The organism is Clostridium celatum DSM 1785, assembly GCF_000320405.1.
Classification (GTDB): domain Bacteria; phylum Bacillota; class Clostridia; order Clostridiales; family Clostridiaceae; genus Clostridium; species Clostridium celatum.
In genome coordinates this window covers 1-19388 of record NZ_KB291706.1, presented here as the reverse complement: position 1 = coordinate 19388, position 19388 = coordinate 1, and the positions used below count along the sequence as shown (strand labels likewise).

At 25.4% G+C, this 19388-nt stretch carries 20 protein-coding genes and 1 pseudogene; 3 read left to right on the top strand and 18 right to left on the bottom strand.

The window, feature by feature from the left end:
- Positions 1-6: 6 nt before the first annotated feature.
- The 5 genes from HMPREF0216_RS14655 to HMPREF0216_RS14640 all read right to left on the bottom strand — a co-directional run bounded on the left by HMPREF0216_RS14655 (position 7) and on the right by HMPREF0216_RS14640 (position 4473).
- On the bottom strand, positions 7-729 hold the full coding sequence (locus HMPREF0216_RS14655; protein ID WP_005215860.1) for a hypothetical protein: 723 nt from the start codon (positions 727-729) through the stop codon (positions 7-9).
- Between the two features lie 49 nt (positions 730-778).
- Positions 779-1444, bottom strand: coding sequence for a ComEC/Rec2 family competence protein (locus HMPREF0216_RS14650; RefSeq protein WP_005215859.1), 666 nt, complete (start codon positions 1442-1444; stop codon positions 779-781).
- An 11-nt stretch (positions 1445-1455) separates the two neighbouring features.
- The gene (locus HMPREF0216_RS16565; RefSeq protein ID WP_005215858.1) at positions 1456-1653 is read right to left on the bottom strand and encodes a hypothetical protein; all 198 of its coding nucleotides are present in this window, start codon (positions 1651-1653) and stop codon (positions 1456-1458) included.
- 269 nt (positions 1654-1922) lie between these two features.
- On the bottom strand, positions 1923-3701 hold the full coding sequence (locus HMPREF0216_RS14645; protein WP_005215857.1) for an FUSC family protein: 1779 nt from the start codon (positions 3699-3701) through the stop codon (positions 1923-1925).
- Positions 3702-3825: 124 nt separating this feature from the next.
- Positions 3826-4473 (bottom strand): hypothetical protein, encoded by a 648-nt coding sequence (locus tag HMPREF0216_RS14640; protein WP_005215856.1) that lies wholly within the window; start codon positions 4471-4473, stop codon positions 3826-3828.
- Between the two features lie 222 nt (positions 4474-4695).
- Here HMPREF0216_RS14640 and HMPREF0216_RS16875 point away from each other — a divergent pair, with 222 nt between their 5' ends.
- Genes HMPREF0216_RS16875 through HMPREF0216_RS14630 form a run of 3 tightly spaced genes read left to right on the top strand, consistent with a single transcriptional unit; the run spans position 4696 to position 5680 of the window.
- Positions 4696-4845, top strand: a complete 150-nt coding sequence (locus HMPREF0216_RS16875) for a spore coat associated protein CotJA (protein WP_005215848.1) — start codon at positions 4696-4698, stop codon at positions 4843-4845.
- Between the two features lie 11 nt (positions 4846-4856).
- Positions 4857-5105: a spore coat protein CotJB gene (locus tag HMPREF0216_RS14635; RefSeq protein ID WP_005215846.1), complete on the top strand. Its 249-nt coding sequence runs from the start codon at positions 4857-4859 to the stop codon at positions 5103-5105.
- A 14-nt stretch (positions 5106-5119) separates the two neighbouring features.
- On the top strand, positions 5120-5680 hold the full coding sequence (locus HMPREF0216_RS14630) for a manganese catalase family protein (protein WP_005215845.1): 561 nt from the start codon (positions 5120-5122) through the stop codon (positions 5678-5680).
- Between the two features lie 82 nt (positions 5681-5762).
- Here the strand turns inward: HMPREF0216_RS14630 and HMPREF0216_RS14625 are convergent, their stop codons facing one another.
- The 13 genes and pseudogenes from HMPREF0216_RS14625 to HMPREF0216_RS14570 all read right to left on the bottom strand — a co-directional run.
- On the bottom strand, positions 5763-6968 hold the full coding sequence (locus HMPREF0216_RS14625) for a BaiN/RdsA family NAD(P)/FAD-dependent oxidoreductase (protein ID WP_005215843.1): 1206 nt from the start codon (positions 6966-6968) through the stop codon (positions 5763-5765).
- A gap of 86 nt (positions 6969-7054) precedes the next feature.
- Positions 7055-8338, bottom strand: a complete 1284-nt coding sequence (locus HMPREF0216_RS14620; protein ID WP_005215841.1) for an MFS transporter — start codon at positions 8336-8338, stop codon at positions 7055-7057.
- Between the two features lie 49 nt (positions 8339-8387).
- The gene (locus tag HMPREF0216_RS14615; RefSeq protein ID WP_040420155.1) at positions 8388-8615 is read right to left on the bottom strand and encodes a hypothetical protein; all 228 of its coding nucleotides are present in this window, start codon (positions 8613-8615) and stop codon (positions 8388-8390) included.
- A gap of 9 nt (positions 8616-8624) precedes the next feature.
- On the bottom strand, positions 8625-9008 hold the full coding sequence (locus HMPREF0216_RS14610) for an SHOCT-like domain-containing protein (RefSeq protein ID WP_005215838.1): 384 nt from the start codon (positions 9006-9008) through the stop codon (positions 8625-8627).
- 19 nt (positions 9009-9027) lie between these two features.
- Positions 9028-9393, bottom strand: a complete 366-nt coding sequence (locus HMPREF0216_RS14605) for a DUF2089 domain-containing protein (RefSeq protein WP_005215836.1) — start codon at positions 9391-9393, stop codon at positions 9028-9030.
- Between the two features lie 318 nt (positions 9394-9711).
- Positions 9712-10527, bottom strand: a complete 816-nt coding sequence (locus HMPREF0216_RS14600) for a GNAT family N-acetyltransferase (RefSeq protein WP_005215834.1) — start codon at positions 10525-10527, stop codon at positions 9712-9714.
- A 67-nt stretch (positions 10528-10594) separates the two neighbouring features.
- Entirely contained in the window at positions 10595-11899 is a 1305-nt protein-coding gene (locus HMPREF0216_RS14595) for a cobyrinic acid a,c-diamide synthase CobB (protein ID WP_005215831.1), read from the bottom strand.
- Positions 11900-12080: 181 nt separating this feature from the next.
- A complete protein-coding gene (locus HMPREF0216_RS14590; protein ID WP_005215829.1) occupies positions 12081-13922 on the bottom strand; it encodes an immunoglobulin-like domain-containing protein in 1842 nt (613 codons plus the stop codon).
- Positions 13923-14144: 222 nt separating this feature from the next.
- Complete coding sequence (locus HMPREF0216_RS14585; RefSeq protein WP_005215827.1) at positions 14145-15206, bottom strand: HAMP domain-containing sensor histidine kinase; 1062 nt, start codon at positions 15204-15206, stop codon at positions 14145-14147.
- A complete protein-coding gene (locus tag HMPREF0216_RS14580; RefSeq protein WP_040420153.1) occupies positions 15203-15877 on the bottom strand; it encodes a response regulator transcription factor in 675 nt (224 codons plus the stop codon). Before HMPREF0216_RS14580 ends, HMPREF0216_RS14585 begins: the two co-directional genes overlap by 4 nt.
- Positions 15878-16094: 217 nt before the next feature.
- Positions 16095-18440, bottom strand: coding sequence for an ABC transporter ATP-binding protein/permease (locus tag HMPREF0216_RS14575; protein ID WP_005215823.1), 2346 nt, complete (start codon positions 18438-18440; stop codon positions 16095-16097).
- Positions 18441-18586: 146 nt separating this feature from the next.
- Positions 18587-18748: an HAD family hydrolase gene (locus HMPREF0216_RS18305; protein WP_005215822.1), complete on the bottom strand. Its 162-nt coding sequence runs from the start codon at positions 18746-18748 to the stop codon at positions 18587-18589.
- Positions 18749-19161 (bottom strand): annotated as a pseudogene (locus tag HMPREF0216_RS14570) (HAD hydrolase-like protein); the annotation flags it as partial.
- Positions 19162-19388 lie beyond the last annotated feature (227 nt).

Genomic DNA, 19388 nt, shown 5'->3' with positions numbered 1-19388 from the left:
TTTTATTTATTTACTTAATAATACTAATACATATTCATCATAGTTAATTTTTTCACTACTCAAATTAACCATTGTTAAAATATCATCATTCTCTATATACTCTCTTATAGGATCTTCTAAATATGATATTTGTTCTAAATTAATCTCTTCCCTAGAATACAGGTAACATATATATTCTTTATTGTATTGTATATATTTAAATTGTTTAAGTAGTGATAAAACTATCTGTCCTATATTTTTTTTGTTTTCAATAATAATATACTTTTTACTTTGATTTAATTTTATGCTACTCAAAATCTCGTTATTAGATAGCATAAACATTAATAATTTAAGGTTTATTTTTTTATCCTCTATTAATTTATTAAGAATAACTATATTTTTAATTAAATTAAATTCTTTTTTACTATCTTCATTGAATAAATTTTCTTTTCCCATTATTAATATAGAATTATTAATTTGACTTAAAGTACTTATTATATTTATATTACTTTCGTTTATTTCTCGTATCATTACCATTAATAAACTATTCTTCAATCTAGCATTATTAAATATTATTTTTTCTAAATTTAATAATGTACAATTTTCTATTTTAATAATATCTTTTTCTACTTTATAAAATTTATTTATATTTTTATTTTTAATATCTAAACTTTCTATATATTCAAATGCCCCATCACTAAATTCAAACTCTATCTTATCTTCATTTAAGCAAATAATCTTTATGTTCATCCCCCAAGTACCCCTTACATTTTAAGTTAATTATATCATATTTTTCTTGCTAATTTTGATTAAAATAAATCTTTTCACCATCACTCTTTATAATTATATCTCCACTACTTGTATAAAAGGTTTTAATGTTATATTTTTCTAATAAATCTATTGTCTTTTTATTAGGATATCTAAACTTAGAGCAAGTTACAATAGCATATCTTGGTTCTACTGATGATAAAAATTCTTCTGTATAATTGCTATATATTCCATGATGAGGCATCTTTAAGAAAGTATATTTCTCTGAATTATCTTCAACAAATTCTTTCATTCTTTCTTCTTCTGCATCTGCTGCAAACAAATATTTATATTCACCATATTCTATACTAATAATAATGGAATAATCATTTGATTTTTCATATTTTTCTTTTTTAGTTGGATATAACTTAATCTTTGCGTCATTTATCTCAAATTCCATATTATTTTTTAATAATATAGGCTTTATTTTTTTTACTTCTAAACAATCCAAATACTTATTATACTGATTAGTATTTACTTTATAATTTGCTTGTATTAAATTTTTAATATTAAAATTCTCTATTATAAATGGAGACCCTCCAATATGATCTTTATCATTATGAGTTAGTATAAAATATTCAATATCCTTTACTTCCTTAAAGTTTAAATATTCATATATTTTTTCTCCATCATCATACGTACCAGAATCTATAACCATATAGCTTCCATCTATTTCAATATTAGTATAAAATCTGCTTTCCCTATATCTAAAATACTTATTTCAAAGGGCATCTTTACTGTAACATCTGCATCTATCCACTTTTGACTATCACTTTTATACTTAACTAAACTTAAAACACTTAAAATAATTACACATAAAATAATAATAAATCTAGTTGAAATTTTATTTAATACATCATACTTCATTTATCTCCCTTTCTCTTTTTGCATATATCTTACTATATATTATTCCCATATATTGTATATAATATAATAATTTTATTATTTTTTATTCATTGACACATCATTGACATATTATTTACTTATAATTTAGACAAATACTATTTCTTAAAACTTAACTATAAAACTAAAATTTTATAGTTAATTTCCCTTTATATTGATATTATCCTAAAAAACAAGGTGCAAATTAGTTTCCCCTATTACTAATTTGCACCTTGTTTTATATGAAATCATACTTAATTTATTTTTCTATACATCTCATATATTTCTTTATCTATCTTTTCCTTTTTATTTTTATTATCATTAATAAGCATATCGTATCCTATCTTTACTATAAAATTATTATTTAAATTTATAAACTCATTAATTTTTTTATCTTTACACTGTAAATTTCTAAGATATAACTTTTCATTTAAAAGTGTTATATGTACTATTAAATCCCTTATTCTATTTTCTTTATTCTTATGAACTAAATTTTCTTTTATACTTTCAATAAAATAGTTATCGTACCTAATAATTTTTTCCTTTAGCTGTACCAGTCCATCCTTTAATCTATATGGAAATATAAATTTATTTGCTATAAGTACTATTATTAATCCTACAATTACATATATAACTCTATAAAATATTAATATATTGATACTCTCTGATAAAGATGATAAACATATAGATGAAATTGCTGCAAATAATGAAATTTTAGAATAATCTTTAAAAGCAAAAAGTAAATATGTTGATATAACTAATATTGTAATTGTAAAATATTTTGTATTTATAATGTTAATTATTACCCCTGTAAATATTATAGCTACTACATTTCCTATTATTCTATCTTTAGTTTTCTTTATTGTATCCTCATAATAAGGTTGCATTACAGACATTACTGTTATAACTGCCCAAATTATTTTATAAAACCCTAAAACTTCTGCTGAAAACAATGCTATTGTTAGCACTACAGCCATTCTCATAGCAAATTTAAATCTTATTGAATCAACACGAAGATATTCTTTAAAAACTTTTGATGTTTTATCAAAATCATCTCTTTCCCATTCTTTATATATTTTATTTATATCTTTAATATTTATATTTTTTAGTCTTTTTATATTTAAGAATATTTCTTTTATTATATTTTGAAGAAAATCTAAATCTTTATTACAATATTTATATTCATAATAAGTGTCATCAATAGTTTTTTCATTATTTTCAACTTTATTTTCTGAACATATTTCTATAATATTATCTATTTGTAATCTTATATTTTTTAAATAATCTTCATTTATATTTTCTCTTGCAAATTTCACTTGTATTTCTTTTAAATATAGATTTAAATATTCTATATTCATATATAAGTTAAATTGTATAGTTCCTAAATTAGTAGTAAAGTATTTTCTATATCTAGTTATATATATTCTATATGCTAATCCTCTCATTATTATAGAGCATTTTTCCTCTAGTTTATTATCATAGCTTTCCTTTGATATATTTTCCAATTGCTCTTTTATTAAATTCATCGATTTTCTAATACTATTTCCTAAAATGTCTTTTTCATTTATTTTTTTTATATAATTAACAACTAAGATAACTACCAGCCCAATTACTATAACCATAATTCTACTTGGTAACTCTAATATTGATATCTTAGAATATTGACTAAATATATAGAGCATTAAAAATGGTTTATAAAATGTTAAGTCATATGGTGATACCATCATATAAATTATTAAAAATATACTTAATAAATCTACTATAATTCCACTCCCCATATTTAAAGATGCAATAAATGCACATATAACAATGATTATGTCAATTATTATAAATTTAAACATTTTATTTACTGGCTTAACATATAAATTTTGTCTTCCTAAAACTGCTGATGTTAAAGCTAATGGAATTGCTAACATTATATTTTTTTCTCCTAAAAACTTAGCAATTATAACTACAATAATAAGCGCTACACTCCCATTTATCACCATCCCTCTAGTATTAATATTGTATTTTCTTATTATTTTTTCAAACATATAAATAATCTCATCCTTCAATATTTATAATTAATATTTAGTAAACTAATCTAACTTTCTCTCTTTATTTTTCTCTTTAATAAAAATAAAATGTAAAATGTAAAGAGATATTAATATTTACTCTTTACATTTTCTGATTTTTTAATTTATCTATATCATTTTTTAATTCTTGTATTTGATTAGTTAAATAACATATACATTCTTTTAATTCTTCTATTTCACTACTAGTATTTGATGATTTACTACTGCTTCCATTTTTATTACTTCTTTTACCCTTATTACTTTTTTGCTCATTTTCATTTACACTTATACTTTTTTGAGATTCATCTACGGAACTAGTACAAAAAGGATTTGCTACATTCCTATATATATAATTATAATATCTACCTGGTCCACCTTGATAATATTGTTGTTGTGCATTAAAAACTTCAATTGCTTGACCTACTAATTGTAACCAATTTCCAACTACATTTTGAACATTAAATGGAAGATTACCTGCTATAATGTTTCCAAGTAACTCTCCAATTACAAGTAAAAGCTGTGGTGGTATATCTTGAAATCCACCTGGAATATCACTATCTGCATTTCTAGCCTTCTCATCGGCCTCTCCTTGTCCATTTCCAGGTTTACAATTTTCACATCTGGATGTTTTATCATCATCCTCTGTATTATCTGAATCACTACTTTTATTTTCTGAAGATGTATTTGTATCTACTTTGACTCCACAAAAGCGCATAAAATCTTCAAAGCTATTAAAACCATTATAATTCATAAAATTTTTTCCTTATAACTTTTGAAAAAGCTATTTCTTATTATAATATTATTCATAATTATAAATTGCTACAAAGTTAAGATTTAGTTGAAGATATATGATTAAATTAATATGTAGATAACACTTTAAAATCAATTATCTCTATAACATATTAACCTGTAACATAATAAATTCTAATTTCATAGTATAAATATATATACACTTATGGAGGGATGATATCTTATGAACAAAAGCGAAAAAAATGATTATGCAAAGGCATTCATTATACCACAAAAATACGAAAATATTATAAACCCTAAAGCAGCATTAAAGATTGGCACTATTTTCAATGATTTGTATAAGCCTTATAAAGCATATGATAAAAAATATTAGGAGGAATATCTATGTGTGAAATAGATTTATTAAATGAAATTAGAAAATATCAATTTTATGCTATCGAACTTAATCTTTATCTTGATAATTTTCCATCCAATAAAAAAGCTATAAATGATTACAAAAAAATATCTGAAAGATTAGATTATCTAATAACTAATTATGAATATAACTTTGGCCCATTAAGAAACTTTGGTTCTGCTTCAACTGAAGATCCAATAGCTTGGATAGCACCCCCTTGGCCTTGGGAAAATTATTAAAAGGAGGATAATTTATGTGGTATTATGTTAAAACTTTAGAGTATCCAATAAACTTAAAATGTAATGATTTAAGAATGGCTAAATTTCTTATGTCTCAATACGGTGGACCTGATGGTGAATTAAGCGCGGCTTTAAGATATTTAAATCAAAGGTATACTATGCCAACTAGAAAATCTAAAGGTTTATTAACAGATATAGGCACTGAAGAGATGGCTCATGTTGAAATGATTGCCACTATGGTTTATCAACTAATGTCAAATGCTTCTTTAGAAGATTTAAAAAAGGCTGATTTAGCCGCTCATTATACTGATCATGGACGAGCTTTATATTATACTGATGCACAAGGAAATCCTTGGACAGCAACTTATATTCAAGCTAAAGGAGATGTAATAGCTGATCTTCATGAAGATATGGCCGCTGAGCAAAAAGCTAGAGCAACTTATGAATGGTTAATAAACTTAACTGATGATCATGATATTAAAGATATCCTTAAATTTTTAAGACAAAGAGAAATTGTTCATTTTCAAAGATTTGGAGAAGCATTAATGGATGTACAACATCATATTAATTATTGAATAAACTAACTACTTTATAATTTTACACCATAAAAATTCAGTAGATAAGAATACATATCTTATCTACTGTTCATATATAATATTAAAAATCACTTCCTGCTAGATATCCTGTTGAAAATGCCATTTGAAGATTATACCCACCAGTTTCTGCATCTATATCTATAACCTCTCCTGCAAAGTAAAGGTTTTTTATTATTTTAGACTCCATATCAGAAGCATTAATTTCTTTAACTTTTACTCCACCAGATGTTACTTGTGCAGCCTTAATAGATAAAGTTTCTCTTGCTGTAAGCTTCATTTCTTTCATATACTCTATAATTTTATTTTCATCTTCCTTCTTTAAATCACTTGCTTTAACTTCTGTTAATCCTAAGATTTCAAAGATTACTTTTAAGAAGTTTTGTGGAAGTATTCCTTTTAAGTTATTAAGTACAGTTTTATTCGGATTATTTCTTATTATTTGTGAAATTTCTTCTTTTGACTTATCTCTTAAGAAATCTAAAGTAATTTCTACTTCTCCATCAAGTAATGCCTTAGTAATATATGAAGATAACTTCAATACTGCTGGACCAGATATTCCAAAGTGAGTAAATAACATATCTCCAAACTTTTCAAACTTTTTCTTCTTAACTTTAGCAGAAACTACAACATCTTTCATTGCAACCCCTTGAAGCCTTTTTACAAATTCCTCTTTTATAACAAGAGGGATTAACGCTGCATGAATTGGAGTTATAGTATGACCATACTTTTCTAACACATCATACATAGCCCCATCTGAACCTGTGTGAGGGAAGCTCTTACCACCAGTTGTAATTATAACTTTATCTCCAAATATCTTTTCACCAAAAGAAGTTATAACACCTTTAATAGTTCCATCTTCCACTATTAAATCTGTAATCATAGTATTATATTTTATTTTTACTTTATTTTTTTCTAAGTCATTTCTTAATAAATCTATAACTTCATCTGCTTTATCACTCTTTGTATATACTTTTTCATCAAGTTCAACTTTATATTCTAATCCATTATTGCTAAAGTACTCTAAAAGTGAATAATTTGAAAATGTATATAAAGCACTATATAAGAACTTTTTATTATTTACTATTTTATCAAAAAACTCTTCTATATCTCTATTATTAGTTATATTGCAACGACCACCACCAGTAAGTCTTAATTTCATTCCTATTTCTTTATTTCTTTCTATTAATGTAACTGCATTATTTTTTGCTGCAGTAATCGCTGCCATAATACCGGCAGGTCCTCCCCCAACAACTATAACTTTAGCCATAATATACACCTCGCTAATTTTCCTTAGTTCATTAAATCATTATATCATATAATAAAAATAAGCCAATTAAGCTGGCTTATTTTTATTTATGCATTTACTAAATTTTCTTCATTTGTATTATGTTTATCTATATCAACAGACAATAGTACTTTTCTATAAAACGAAATAGGTATTATTACCAATATTGCTGATATAGGGAAAATTATACTTGCATCTATCTTGTCAAATAATAATCCAAACATCATATTACTTAATGGCATTGCAGCCATACATACTGTGCTTTGTACTGTTCCAACTCTCCCCATGTATTCTAAAGGTACAATTGTTTGAAAATAAATTCCTATAAATATATTAGCAATACCAATAAATAACCCTATTACAAATCCTAACATCATTATAAATATATATGGTACTAAACTACTTGAAAAAATATTTAAAAACGGTTTAAATACTGCCATTCCAAAAAAGGCTGTTACTATTCCAGTATATAAAAGACTCTTATATACATTTTTTCCTATTGTATATTTCTTTGCCAAGTAACCAGTAAGTAAACTTGATATCATCATTGCTGCAACTGAAATAGACTCTGTTAACCCATATTGAAAATCTGAAACCATTAATATTCTTTTACATACAAATGTTACTCCTACTGTAAAAGATCCTAATGCAAAATTTAGCATCATAGCTAATATTACTATTGAAGCTACTGTTTTGTTTGATAAACTAAACTTTATTCCATTAGAAAAATCATCCCAAAACAATTTTAAATTTAACTTTTCACTATTATTAATTTTAGGAATATCTATAAAACATTCTGAAAATGCAGATACAAAAAATGTAATTGAATTTAATATAAATATAAATTCTAATCCAAATGAACCATATAAAATACCTGCAATTGCAGGTGCTGCTAAATTTCCAATTGCTAATATAAGTGAATTCATAGCATTGGCATCAACTAAATCTTCTTTTTTTATTATGCTTGGAAGTACTGTTTGAAGTGCCGGTTGAAAAAGTGTAGAAATAAGCGATAGTATAATTGCAAGCATATATATATATCCTATTGGCAATTCTCCAGTTATAAAATATATTACTGCAAAAATAGATACTACTACTCCACTAATTAAATCTAAAATAACTAGTATTTTCTTTCTATTAAATCTATCAACAAATACTCCTGCAATCGGTCCAAATATAAGTTGTGGTATAAGTGCAATTGATAATATACTTGCAAATTTTGTTGCAGAACCAGTTGTTGCAAGAACAAATAAAGATAACGCAAAACTTTGCATAGAACTTCCTATTAATGATGTTATTTTTCCAAACATCAATAATGAAAAATTTTTATCCTTTAATAATTTAAATTTCATTATTATGCCCCCAATTTTTTATTATTTAAATATAATCCCCATTAATTTTTTATATTTTTATTATTATTTTTTCACCACTAGCTGAATTAACATTAATAATCTCAAGACCTTTATATGGTTTTAACTCTTTTTTGCATACTTTTAATATACTTAGTATTGTTTTTTTATCTTCTTTAGATATTTCTTTGCTAGGAATCATCATTACAAAAGCGCTTGCTAATGAAAATGAAACTGGTATATATATTTTTTTATTTCCAGTATTTATACTAATTTTCATTTTACTCACCTATTCAACAAACACTTTTATCTCATCACCTTTTGCTGATTGAATATTAACTATTTCTCCCATAACTGATGAATCTAATGAATTTGCTATTATATCCATCATTTCATCCATATTAATACCGTCCATCTCATTTGATACCATTGGTATCTTACCTGTAACTTTAATTATGCTCTTTATAACCTTTACTGGTAATTTAACATTTACCTGATCCCCTTCATGACTTTGTATATTAACCTTCAACATTTTATTATCATAATCTTTTACTGATATTATTTCATCAGCTTTTTTATCATTGTCTAAAGCTTCTATAAAATCTTTTGCCTTATCTGCACTTAGCTTTCCTTCCTCAACCATTTTTAAAATTTTCATAACCTCTTCATTCATTTTATAAATACCTCCTAAATTATTCTTTTAATTTTTTTAAAGCTTCTTCTGCTGAAATCTCACCTTTTTCTAAAGCCTCTAAAATTTCTGTTCTTTCCTTTTTACTTTGTGTTTCTTTTACAACATCATATCCTAAAGCTAATATTACTTCATCAAGCTTAGCTCTAACAGTTGGATATGATATACCAAGTTCTTTTTCAACATCCTTGATGCTACCTCTACACTTAATAAATGTTTCTATAAAATAAAGCTGCTGACTATTTAAATAATCAAATTTTGATAAGCTAAATTCATTTTCTATAGCGGTATTACATCTAGTACATTTTAACTTTATAGCTTTAAGATTATTTGAACATACCGGACATTGGCTTAAAATCTTATACATTCAATCAACTCCTCTTCTTATGTATATATTACCATTATATTTTCACACTGTAAATATTTCTATTAAAAATATTAATTTTTATATTAATTTTTTTAATTTATATTTTCAAATTTTTAATTTATTTTATTTTAATTTTAATTTTTTTAATTAGTAGTTTGAATTTATATAAAATAAAAACTACCCTTTACCATTATAGTAAAGAATAGTTTTCAATCTAAATTCTATATATCTTAGTCATTATATTTATAACTTATATATATTTTTTTATAAAATTTATTTCTTCTATATATACTTATATACACACGCATTACACCATCTCTATAAAAATTCAAATGCATAATCAACAACTTTTTCAAATCCTAAATCTTCATATACTCTTCTTGCTACTATATTATCAGATGAAGTTTGAAGTACAGGAATTTTATTTTTATTGGTTACTTCATTTATTATATAATTTATAAGTATTTTCCCAAAACCTTGCCCTCTATATGACGGCTCTATATAAACCCCTGTAATATCGCAATAATTTCTAGTTTCTCCACAGATTCTAGCCATTCCTATAACTTGCCCTATATATTCTATAAAATAAATAGTGTCTAATTTTTTATTTATTCTTTCTTCATTAGTTATTTCTTTAATATCTTCTTCTAATTTAGCGTCAAAAAAATCAACTAAGTATTTTTTTATTATATTTATATCCTCTTTATTATTCCTTGCTTTTCTAAAAGTTGTATTATTATAATTTTCATTTTTATTGCGCAACTCTATATTAAACTTGTAATATATATCTGATGATGATATTTCTTTTTTAGAAATACTAGTTACTATTTTAGATACATCAATTAACTTTCCTGAAATTAAAAGCTTATTATGCTTTATATTTTTAAGCTCATTTATAATACTATTTAACCCCTGTTCATCCTTATAATAAAAACTTGTAAAGTAGGAATTTCCATCAAACTTTATATGTAAAATGCTACTAATACCTTCTTCCACTTTGTTAATATATATCTCATCTTCTTCATTTGCATTTTCAATTGCTTGAATTAAAAACACATTAAGTAATTCATCTTCATATAATAAATTTAATATTTTTGCTTTCATTTTATTGCTTGTTAATACCATATGCTTCATTCTCATTTCCTCTTCTTTATCATTTTTCGTATACTACCCTAATTCTATTATCTAAAAAAATATATCTTTAATATATTTCTTTCTTTTTATCTCCTAATATATATTTTAAGAACTCTAAATTACCAAAAAAATGTGTATGTGGATATCCTGCTAAAGTGTTTTTCTTATTATATCCACATTGCCAAGTTATTAAATTTTCATCATATCCAATTTTCTCAACTTTATACAAAGTCTTTTCTTCAGAATTAACCTTTGATTTATGAAATTCGTGGCAATTTATCTTTAGATTATTAATATTAACTGTAGCATAGCCAAATCTATTTAATCTTGTTGTCATTTCACTATTACCTTTAAAAAATCCAACCATAGATACATTATCTATAGCCTCTGTTAAATACATAAGTCCACCACACTCTGCATAGCATCTTAATCCATTATCTAAAGCTGATTTTATACTATTTAGCATTGACTTATTATTACTTAATTCCTCTTTAAATACTTCTGGGTATCCACCACCTAAATACAGAAAATCTATATTTTTAGGTAAAACCTTATCTTTTAAAGGACTAAAGTACACAACTTGTCCAACTTCCTCTAAAAGTTCTAAATTTTCTTTATAATAAAAATTGAAAGCCTCATCCTTAGCTACTGCAATTTTAATATATCTATTTTCTATATGATATTTATCTTCATATTTTTTTACTTCTTTAAAATCTTCAATCAAACTATCAAAATCAATATATTCTTCAATTAAACTTGCACAAACATCTAACTTTTCATTAAGATTATCTATTTCAATACTTTGAACCAATCCTAAATGCCTACTTCCTAGCTTTATTTCTTCATTTTTAGGAATATAACCATAAACCTTTAAATTACAATTATACTCTATAGATTTTTTTAAAAGCTGATAATAACCTTCTGAAATACAATTTAAAACTACACCTGCTATATTTGCATTTTTAAATTCCTTTATCCCTTTAATTTCAGCTGCTAAAGTTGTACTTTGAGCCTTTGGAGTTATTACTAAAACTATAGGTACATCATCTAATAGCTTTGATATACTATAAGCTGAACCTTCTTCTGTGATACCTTTTCCATCATAAATCCCCATAGCCCCTTCAATTACAGCTAAATCGCTAGCTCCTCTAGAAAATATAGCTCTAACACCATCTTCTCCAGTTAGATGAATATCTAAATTTCTTGAAGCTTTACCTGTTACAGCAGTATGAAAAGCTGTATCTATATAGTCCGGCCCACATTTATATCCTTGTACATCATACCCTCTATTTCTTAAAGCTTTCATTAAACCTAATGTAAATGTAGTCTTACCTCCTCCACTACAATTAGATGAAATCATTATTGTTTTCATATCCGTTTATCTCCTTAAATTTAATCTCGTAGTTATTTTTATGTAAATATTGCATTTTTCTTTTAACTTACTTCTTATATTTATTATCTTCTATTTATTGAATTATAAAATAATGAGCTATCTATGTAAATTATTTATAATCTTTTACATAGATAGCTCTTCTTTCTGAGCCTACTCTACTCTATCTTTTCTTTCTAGTAATACCCACTGCAACTATTGATGATATTATTAAAATAACTCCTACTATTCCGATACAAATCAATATTAGCTTAAAACTATCATTTAATCCTAAGGCACCCTTTACTATTACATTTATAGTCTTAGTAGCTACTTCTCCCATACTATCTGTAACCTCAAGAGTTACTTTGTATTTTCCACTCTTACTTACATTAACATTATTAGACTTAACAACTATTTTATGACTTAAATTTCCATCCTCATCATCAAGCGCAGTTACTTTATCTAAAGGATCATAATAACTTCCTTTTTCTAATATGATATCTTCTGCATAAATTACTGGTGGTTTATTTCCTCTCTTTATCTCCTCTTCCTTCTTAACATAAACCATTATAACTTTATTAGCTTTGCTTCCACTTTTATCAATAACTTCATAAGTAACATGATAATTGCCTTCTTTACTAGTATCTACTTCATTTGAAATTACCATGACTCTATTTGTGATATCTCCATCTTCTTTATCAATGGCTACTACCCATTCTAATGGGTTAAATTTTGAATTTAATGGTATTGATATATTATTTGCATAAATAGTTGGTTCTGAATTATCTTCTACTTTTTTATCTGTATTTGCTGTGTCTTTTACAGTAATAGTTATAACACAAGATGCTTTCATTCCACTACTATCTGTAACAGAGTACCCAACATCATATTTACCAGCTTTATATATATTTACATAATTATATTCTACAATAATTTTATCACTTATCCATCCATCTTCTTTATCATAAGCACTAACCATTGCATATGGATTAAATTTATTTGCTAATTTAATAGTAACATTACTTGCATAAATTATTGGTGCATTATTTATTTGTTCTTTCTTCTCTTCAACTTCTACATTTATAACTTTAGTAATTTTTTCTCCATTACTATCAGTTACACTATAGGTAACTGAATACTTTCCTCTAGTATAAGGATCAACTAAATTCTGTTCAACTATTATTTTAGATGTAATATTTCCATCTTCTTTATCATAAGCAGTTACTCCATATAACGGATCAAAGTTACTTCCATATTTTATTATCCTATCTGATGCATTAATTATAGGTACTTCATTCTTTTTTGGTTTTTCATCCTTATTTACTACTGAAACTTCTATTGTCTTTCTTGTAGATGCTCCATCTTTATCTATAACCTCATAAGTTACTATATAGATTCCAGCCTTATTAACATCTACAGTATTAGCTAATATCTTTATGCTATCTGTAATATCCCCATCTTCTTCATCCATTGCAGTAACTCCATACCATGGGTTAAACTTATCTCCAACATAAATGCTTTTATTATCAGTATCTATAATCGGTGAACTATTTATGGTCTCAGCATCTTTTTTTACTGTCACATATATTGTTTTTCTTGACTCTAAATTTGAAGAATCTTTTACTGAATAAGTAACTATATACTTTCCTATTGTGTTTATATCAACAGTATTTTCTAATATTTCAATATTCTTTGTAATATCATTCCCATCCTTATCTGTTGCTGTAACATCAGTTTTAGGATCAAACTCTTCTCCTATATTTATAGTTTTATCTTCCGCTATTATTTTGGGTGCTATATTTTCTTGCTCGCCTTCTTCTATATCTTGATTTTGAATCTCTTCTTTTTTTTCTTCTTTATCTTGTCCTTCATTCTCTATTTCATCATAAGCATCATTTTTCTCATATATTGATTGATAGGATTCTTCATTCCCGCCTTCTTTGGCCATTACTACTCTTGATGGAATTATTAATGATATTACTATTGCTAAACTCAAAAATATAGTTATTATATATTTTTTCATACATCCTCCAATTTATATATAATAATACGCTTTATAATATGCTTAACTAAAAATTTGATGTATAATTTCTTCATATAAATTTCACAATTATATTTTTACTTAAAAGAAAAATATTCTCATAGATAAAGGTTTATATTTCCTTATCCCTATGAGAATATTTATAGAAAAACAATACTATTCTTATATATTTCTTATTATTTATTAATATATATCTTTGACTTCTTATTCCCTAAATAATTTTATGTAAAAAGTACTGCCTTCTCCAATAGAACTTTCAACAATTATTTCTCCATTAGATAGTTCAACTATTCTTTTAGTTATTGCTAGCCCTAGTCCATACCCCTTTAAACTTCTAGAATTATCTCCTTGATAAAATTTATCAAAAATATGTACTAATGTATCTTCATCCATTCCAACCCCATTATCTTTTATTATTACTAATACAAACTCCACATTACTTTCAATCTTAATATTTATTGATTGATTTCTATTAGAAAATTTTATAGCATTGCCAATAATATTTATCCAAACTTGTAATAAAAGTTCCTCTTGACCATAAAAATAGGTTTTTTTCAAATCTAAATTAAATTTTATTTCTTTTTCCTGCCAATTATTTTCTAAAATTAAAATAGCTCTTCTAATTTGTTCATCTAAAGAAAATTTCTGTTGATTCTCTAATACATTCTGATTTTCTAATTTAGATAATTTAAGCACATTATCTGATAAATTCTCCAACCTCTTAGCTTCTTCAATTATAATATCTAAATACTCCTGTCTATCTTCTTTAGATAATTTATCATTTTTTAATATCTTCGCAAAGCCCTGTATTGATGCTATCGGTGTTTTAAACTCATGTGATACATTATTAATAAAGTCTTTTTGAATATATGCAGTATGTTTTAAATTTTTAGTCATTTTATTGAAATGATTAATAAGCCTTCCAATTTCGTCTTTTTCTTTTGTCTCTAAATATACATCAAAATTTCCTTCTGCTACTTCATTAGTTGCTTTAGTTAAAATTTTTATTTGTTTAACTATAATTCTAGATACAACACATAATGCACTAACAGAAATAATACAGCTTATTGTTAATATTAATATCTTTATTCTATGAAACTGATAAATACCTTGAGTATTATTTTCAACTTTATTTCCTAATACTTTAATAATGAATGGTGATGTAATAAAAAACGTAATTATATTTCCTAATACTAGTACAGTAAAAAATGAAAATATTATTTTTCCTTGTAGTGTATGTCTAAAATAATTATATATTTTTCTCATATATTCCTCTCTGCCTTATAGCCTAATCCTCTAACAGTAACTATTTTAAACTCATCAAAATCCATAAGCTTTTCCCTTATCCTTTTTATATGAACATCTACAGTTCTTTCATCACTTTCAATATCTATACCCCAGATTTCTTCCATCAGTTGAATTCTAGTAAATATTTGCTTTGGATAGCTTAATAATTTAAATAATAAGTAAAATTCTTTTTTTGGAAGAATTATTGTACTTTCGTTTTTTGTAATAGTTAATTTATTATAATCTAATATTACTTCTCCTATAGTTAACTTATTTTCATTTGAAATTTTAGCTCTTCTTAAAACGGATTCTATACGCAAAATCATTTCATCTAACTCTATAGGTTTAACCATATAATCATCAATTCCCATAGAAAATCCCTTTCTTTTATCTTCTAGCTTCTCCTTTGCTGTAACCATTAAAATTGGGATTTCATAATTTATATTTCTAATATTTTCTACAAATTCATAACCATCCATATTCGGCATCATAATATCACAAATAATTAAATCTATGTGTATTGATTCAAAAATGCTTAAAGCTTCTATACCATCTTGTGCCGAATGTACTTCATATCCATTTTGCTTTAAAAATATCTCCATCATTTTTCTTAAATTTCTATCATCTTCAACCAGCAAAATATTAACCATAAAATCACCTCTTTCCATATTATAACAAACATTCCTTTTCATAAAAACCCTTATATATCTATAAGTATTTTTTATTAAATTATTAGCACTTTCTGATATTCATATATTACTTTTATACTAAAAAATATTCACTTTACTAAAATAACTGATAACATAAGTGATAAAAAAGTTTGCGATATTTCCATAAGGAATATCACAAACTTTTTATACATCAATATTATTCACTTCTTAATGCTTCTACTGGATCTTTCTTTGATGCCATTTTTGCTGGAATCCATCCACCTAACATCGTTAAGCCTACACTTATAATTACTAATACAATTGCATGTACTGGATTAAGAACTGCAACGCCTTCTAAGTCTGTTAATTTATATAAAACACGATTCACAGGGAATGTCAATAACCATGCTATTAGTATTCCTAATAATCCTGAACAAGTTCCAACTATAAATGTTTCAGCATTAAATACTCTCGTTATATCCTTCTTTCTAGCACCTAAAGCTCTTAATACACCGATTTCCTTTGTTCTTTCTAATACTGAAATATAAGTTATAATACCAACCATTATTAATGATACAACTAATGAAATTGCTGCAAATGCAATTAATACCATTGTAATAGCATCCATTATTCCACCTGATAAATTTACAAAAGTGCTTGCCATATCATTATAAATAACTACATCTTCTTTATCTTTATCTTCATTCCATTTATCTAAATAATCTGTAACATTTTCTTTAGTTTCAAAATCTTTAGGATATAATGTAATCATATATGGTTTTCCATCTGCACCTAAATATGAAAGCATATTTTCTTTAGTGTTATTTGATGTTGAATTTGGATTCATTTCATTCTTATTATCGAATATTTCACCTGTTAATACATTATAATCACTTTCTTTTTGAGCTTTTACTATTTCAGAATTCTGTGCATCTTCAATAAATGCTTTACTTAATTTATCTGAATATGCAATCCCTGGTGATAAAATTGTAATTTTAGTATCTTCTTTAGCTCTTATTATACCTGCTATTTTAACTGTAATATTGCTATCATTATTGTATAATTCTATCATATTTGTTGGGTTCGCTGCTAATGTAAAGTTATCTCCAACCTTTTTATAGTAATTATCATTTAAAACTACCTTTAATTCATAACCTATTATATCATCAAAGTTAATTTCATCTTTATCTGAATCTATTCCAAGTGCATTTAAAATACTTACATCAACTTTATTATAAGAATCTACTATAAGAACTAAGTCACCTATTTCACTTGGATATTCTCCGGCTAATAAGTCATATGACTTTTCAATATATCCTTCTTGTGTTTCATCTAAATTTGTTGGATATGCTGTAAAACTTAAATCTGAAGTACTTACCGGAGTGGCAACTTCTCCATCACTTTTTAAAAGATTCATATTTACTATTCTTGTATATGAAATACCTGATAATAATCCCTTATCTATAGATTCTAAATAATCTATATACTCAGTTGAAAAATTATTACTATGCACAAATGAATTTTCACTTGAATCATATGGATATATAACATCTACTTTTGGGTATTTATCTTCATCTTCTGTTTTATTTCCAGCAAATTGCTTTGCTTGTTCTCTCATTGTTTCTATGTCCATATCTGCTGTAGATTGTGTTATCACTATTGGAAATCCTGATAATGTGTCTGATTCAAAAGTATTTATTTGTTTATCAAACCCATTTGACAATGAAAGAATTAATGCAATTCCAATAATACCTATACTAGATGCAAAAGCAGTTAAAAGTGTTCTCCATTTTTTTGTCTTAATATTCATTGCTGATAATTTTAATGCAGTAAAGAAATTCATACTAGTTTTCTTTAACGAATATTTACTACTGCTTTTCTCTTCTTTTAATGGATTAGAATCAGAAATAACATTACCATCTCTAAATTCAACTATTCTATCTGCGTATTCGTTTGCTAATTCTGGATTGTGAGTTACCATTATGACTAGCTTATCTTTTGCAATTTCCTTAATTAACTCCATAATTTGAATACTAGTCTTAGTATCTAATGCCCCTGTAGGTTCATCAGCTAAAATTATATCAGGGTCATTTGCTAATGCTCTTGCAATAGCAACTCTTTGCATTTGTCCTCCCGATAATTGATTAGGTCTTTTATGGACATGATCCTTTAATCCAACCTTTTCTAAAACTTCTAATGCTTTTTTCTTCTTTTCAGCTGGTGATACTCCACTTAATGTCATTCCCATTTCAACATTATCAATTATGCTTAAATGCGTTATTAAATTATAGCTTTGAAAAATAAATCCCACACTATTATTACGATAAGCATCCCAATCAGAATCCTTAAATTCTTTTGTAGATTTACCATTAATAATTAAATCTCCACTATCATATTTATCTAATCCGCCAATTACATTAAGGCATGTTGTTTTACCAGAACCACTAGGCCCTAATATAGCAACAAATTCTTTTTCTCTAAAATTTAAGTTCACTCCATCTAATGCAACTTGTTTAAATTCGCCAGTTACATAAGACTTCTTAATATTCTTTAATGATAACATTTAATTCTCCTTTTATACTATATTTTTTCTATAACCAAACTATAGTATAGTTTTATGAACTGATTATGAATTAAATCGTTAACATTTTTTATAAAAATAAATAAATTTTTCTTTTATTATGTCCATATTCCTTTTATAAATTTCTATTAATCAATAAAGCTTAATACCTTTAAAATATCTTTAGGTTCATTTAAATAGTAATCAGCATCTATATCTTTAATATCTATTGCTCCCCATACAGCTAAACCAAAATCCATTCCTGCTGCCTTTGTAGATTTATAATCTGAAAGTGTATCACCAACATACATTGCATCCTTTGGTTCTAAATTTAATATCTCACAGCTTTCAATAATGGTTCAGGATGTGGTTTGTGATTTTCTGTATCTTCTGCTAAAACTACACTTTTCATATACTTCTGTAATCCAGTCTTCAGAAAATCTATTTCATATTGATCCTTCATTTTAGAACTAGCTATACCACAAAGTATTCCATTTTCATCTAAGGTTTTTATTACCTCTTCAAATCCTTCGTATAACTTTGCTCCTTCTTCATATTCATTTACATATTTTACCCATTTGCTATAAGAAGTTTCAATATCTTTAAATCCTAATAACTTTAACGTTGTCTTACCTGGATAAGCCATATACTTTAACAAATCTTCATATGAAATATCCTGCGCTAGTTCTTCCTTGATTAACCTTTGTAATGGTATAATATTCATTTTTTCTGTATCCAACATAGTTTTATCTAAGTCAAATATTATGCATTTGTATTTCTTCATTCCTCTAATTCTCCATTCCTTTTCTCTTATTTTATGAGTTTTTATATTATATTGATATTCTAAAAGACTCTGATAAAAGTATGCTATATACTGTAAACAAATTCAATAATTAAATTAGATATTTTCTTTAATTCCAAATAAAACCTAGAATAATTTAATAATTATTC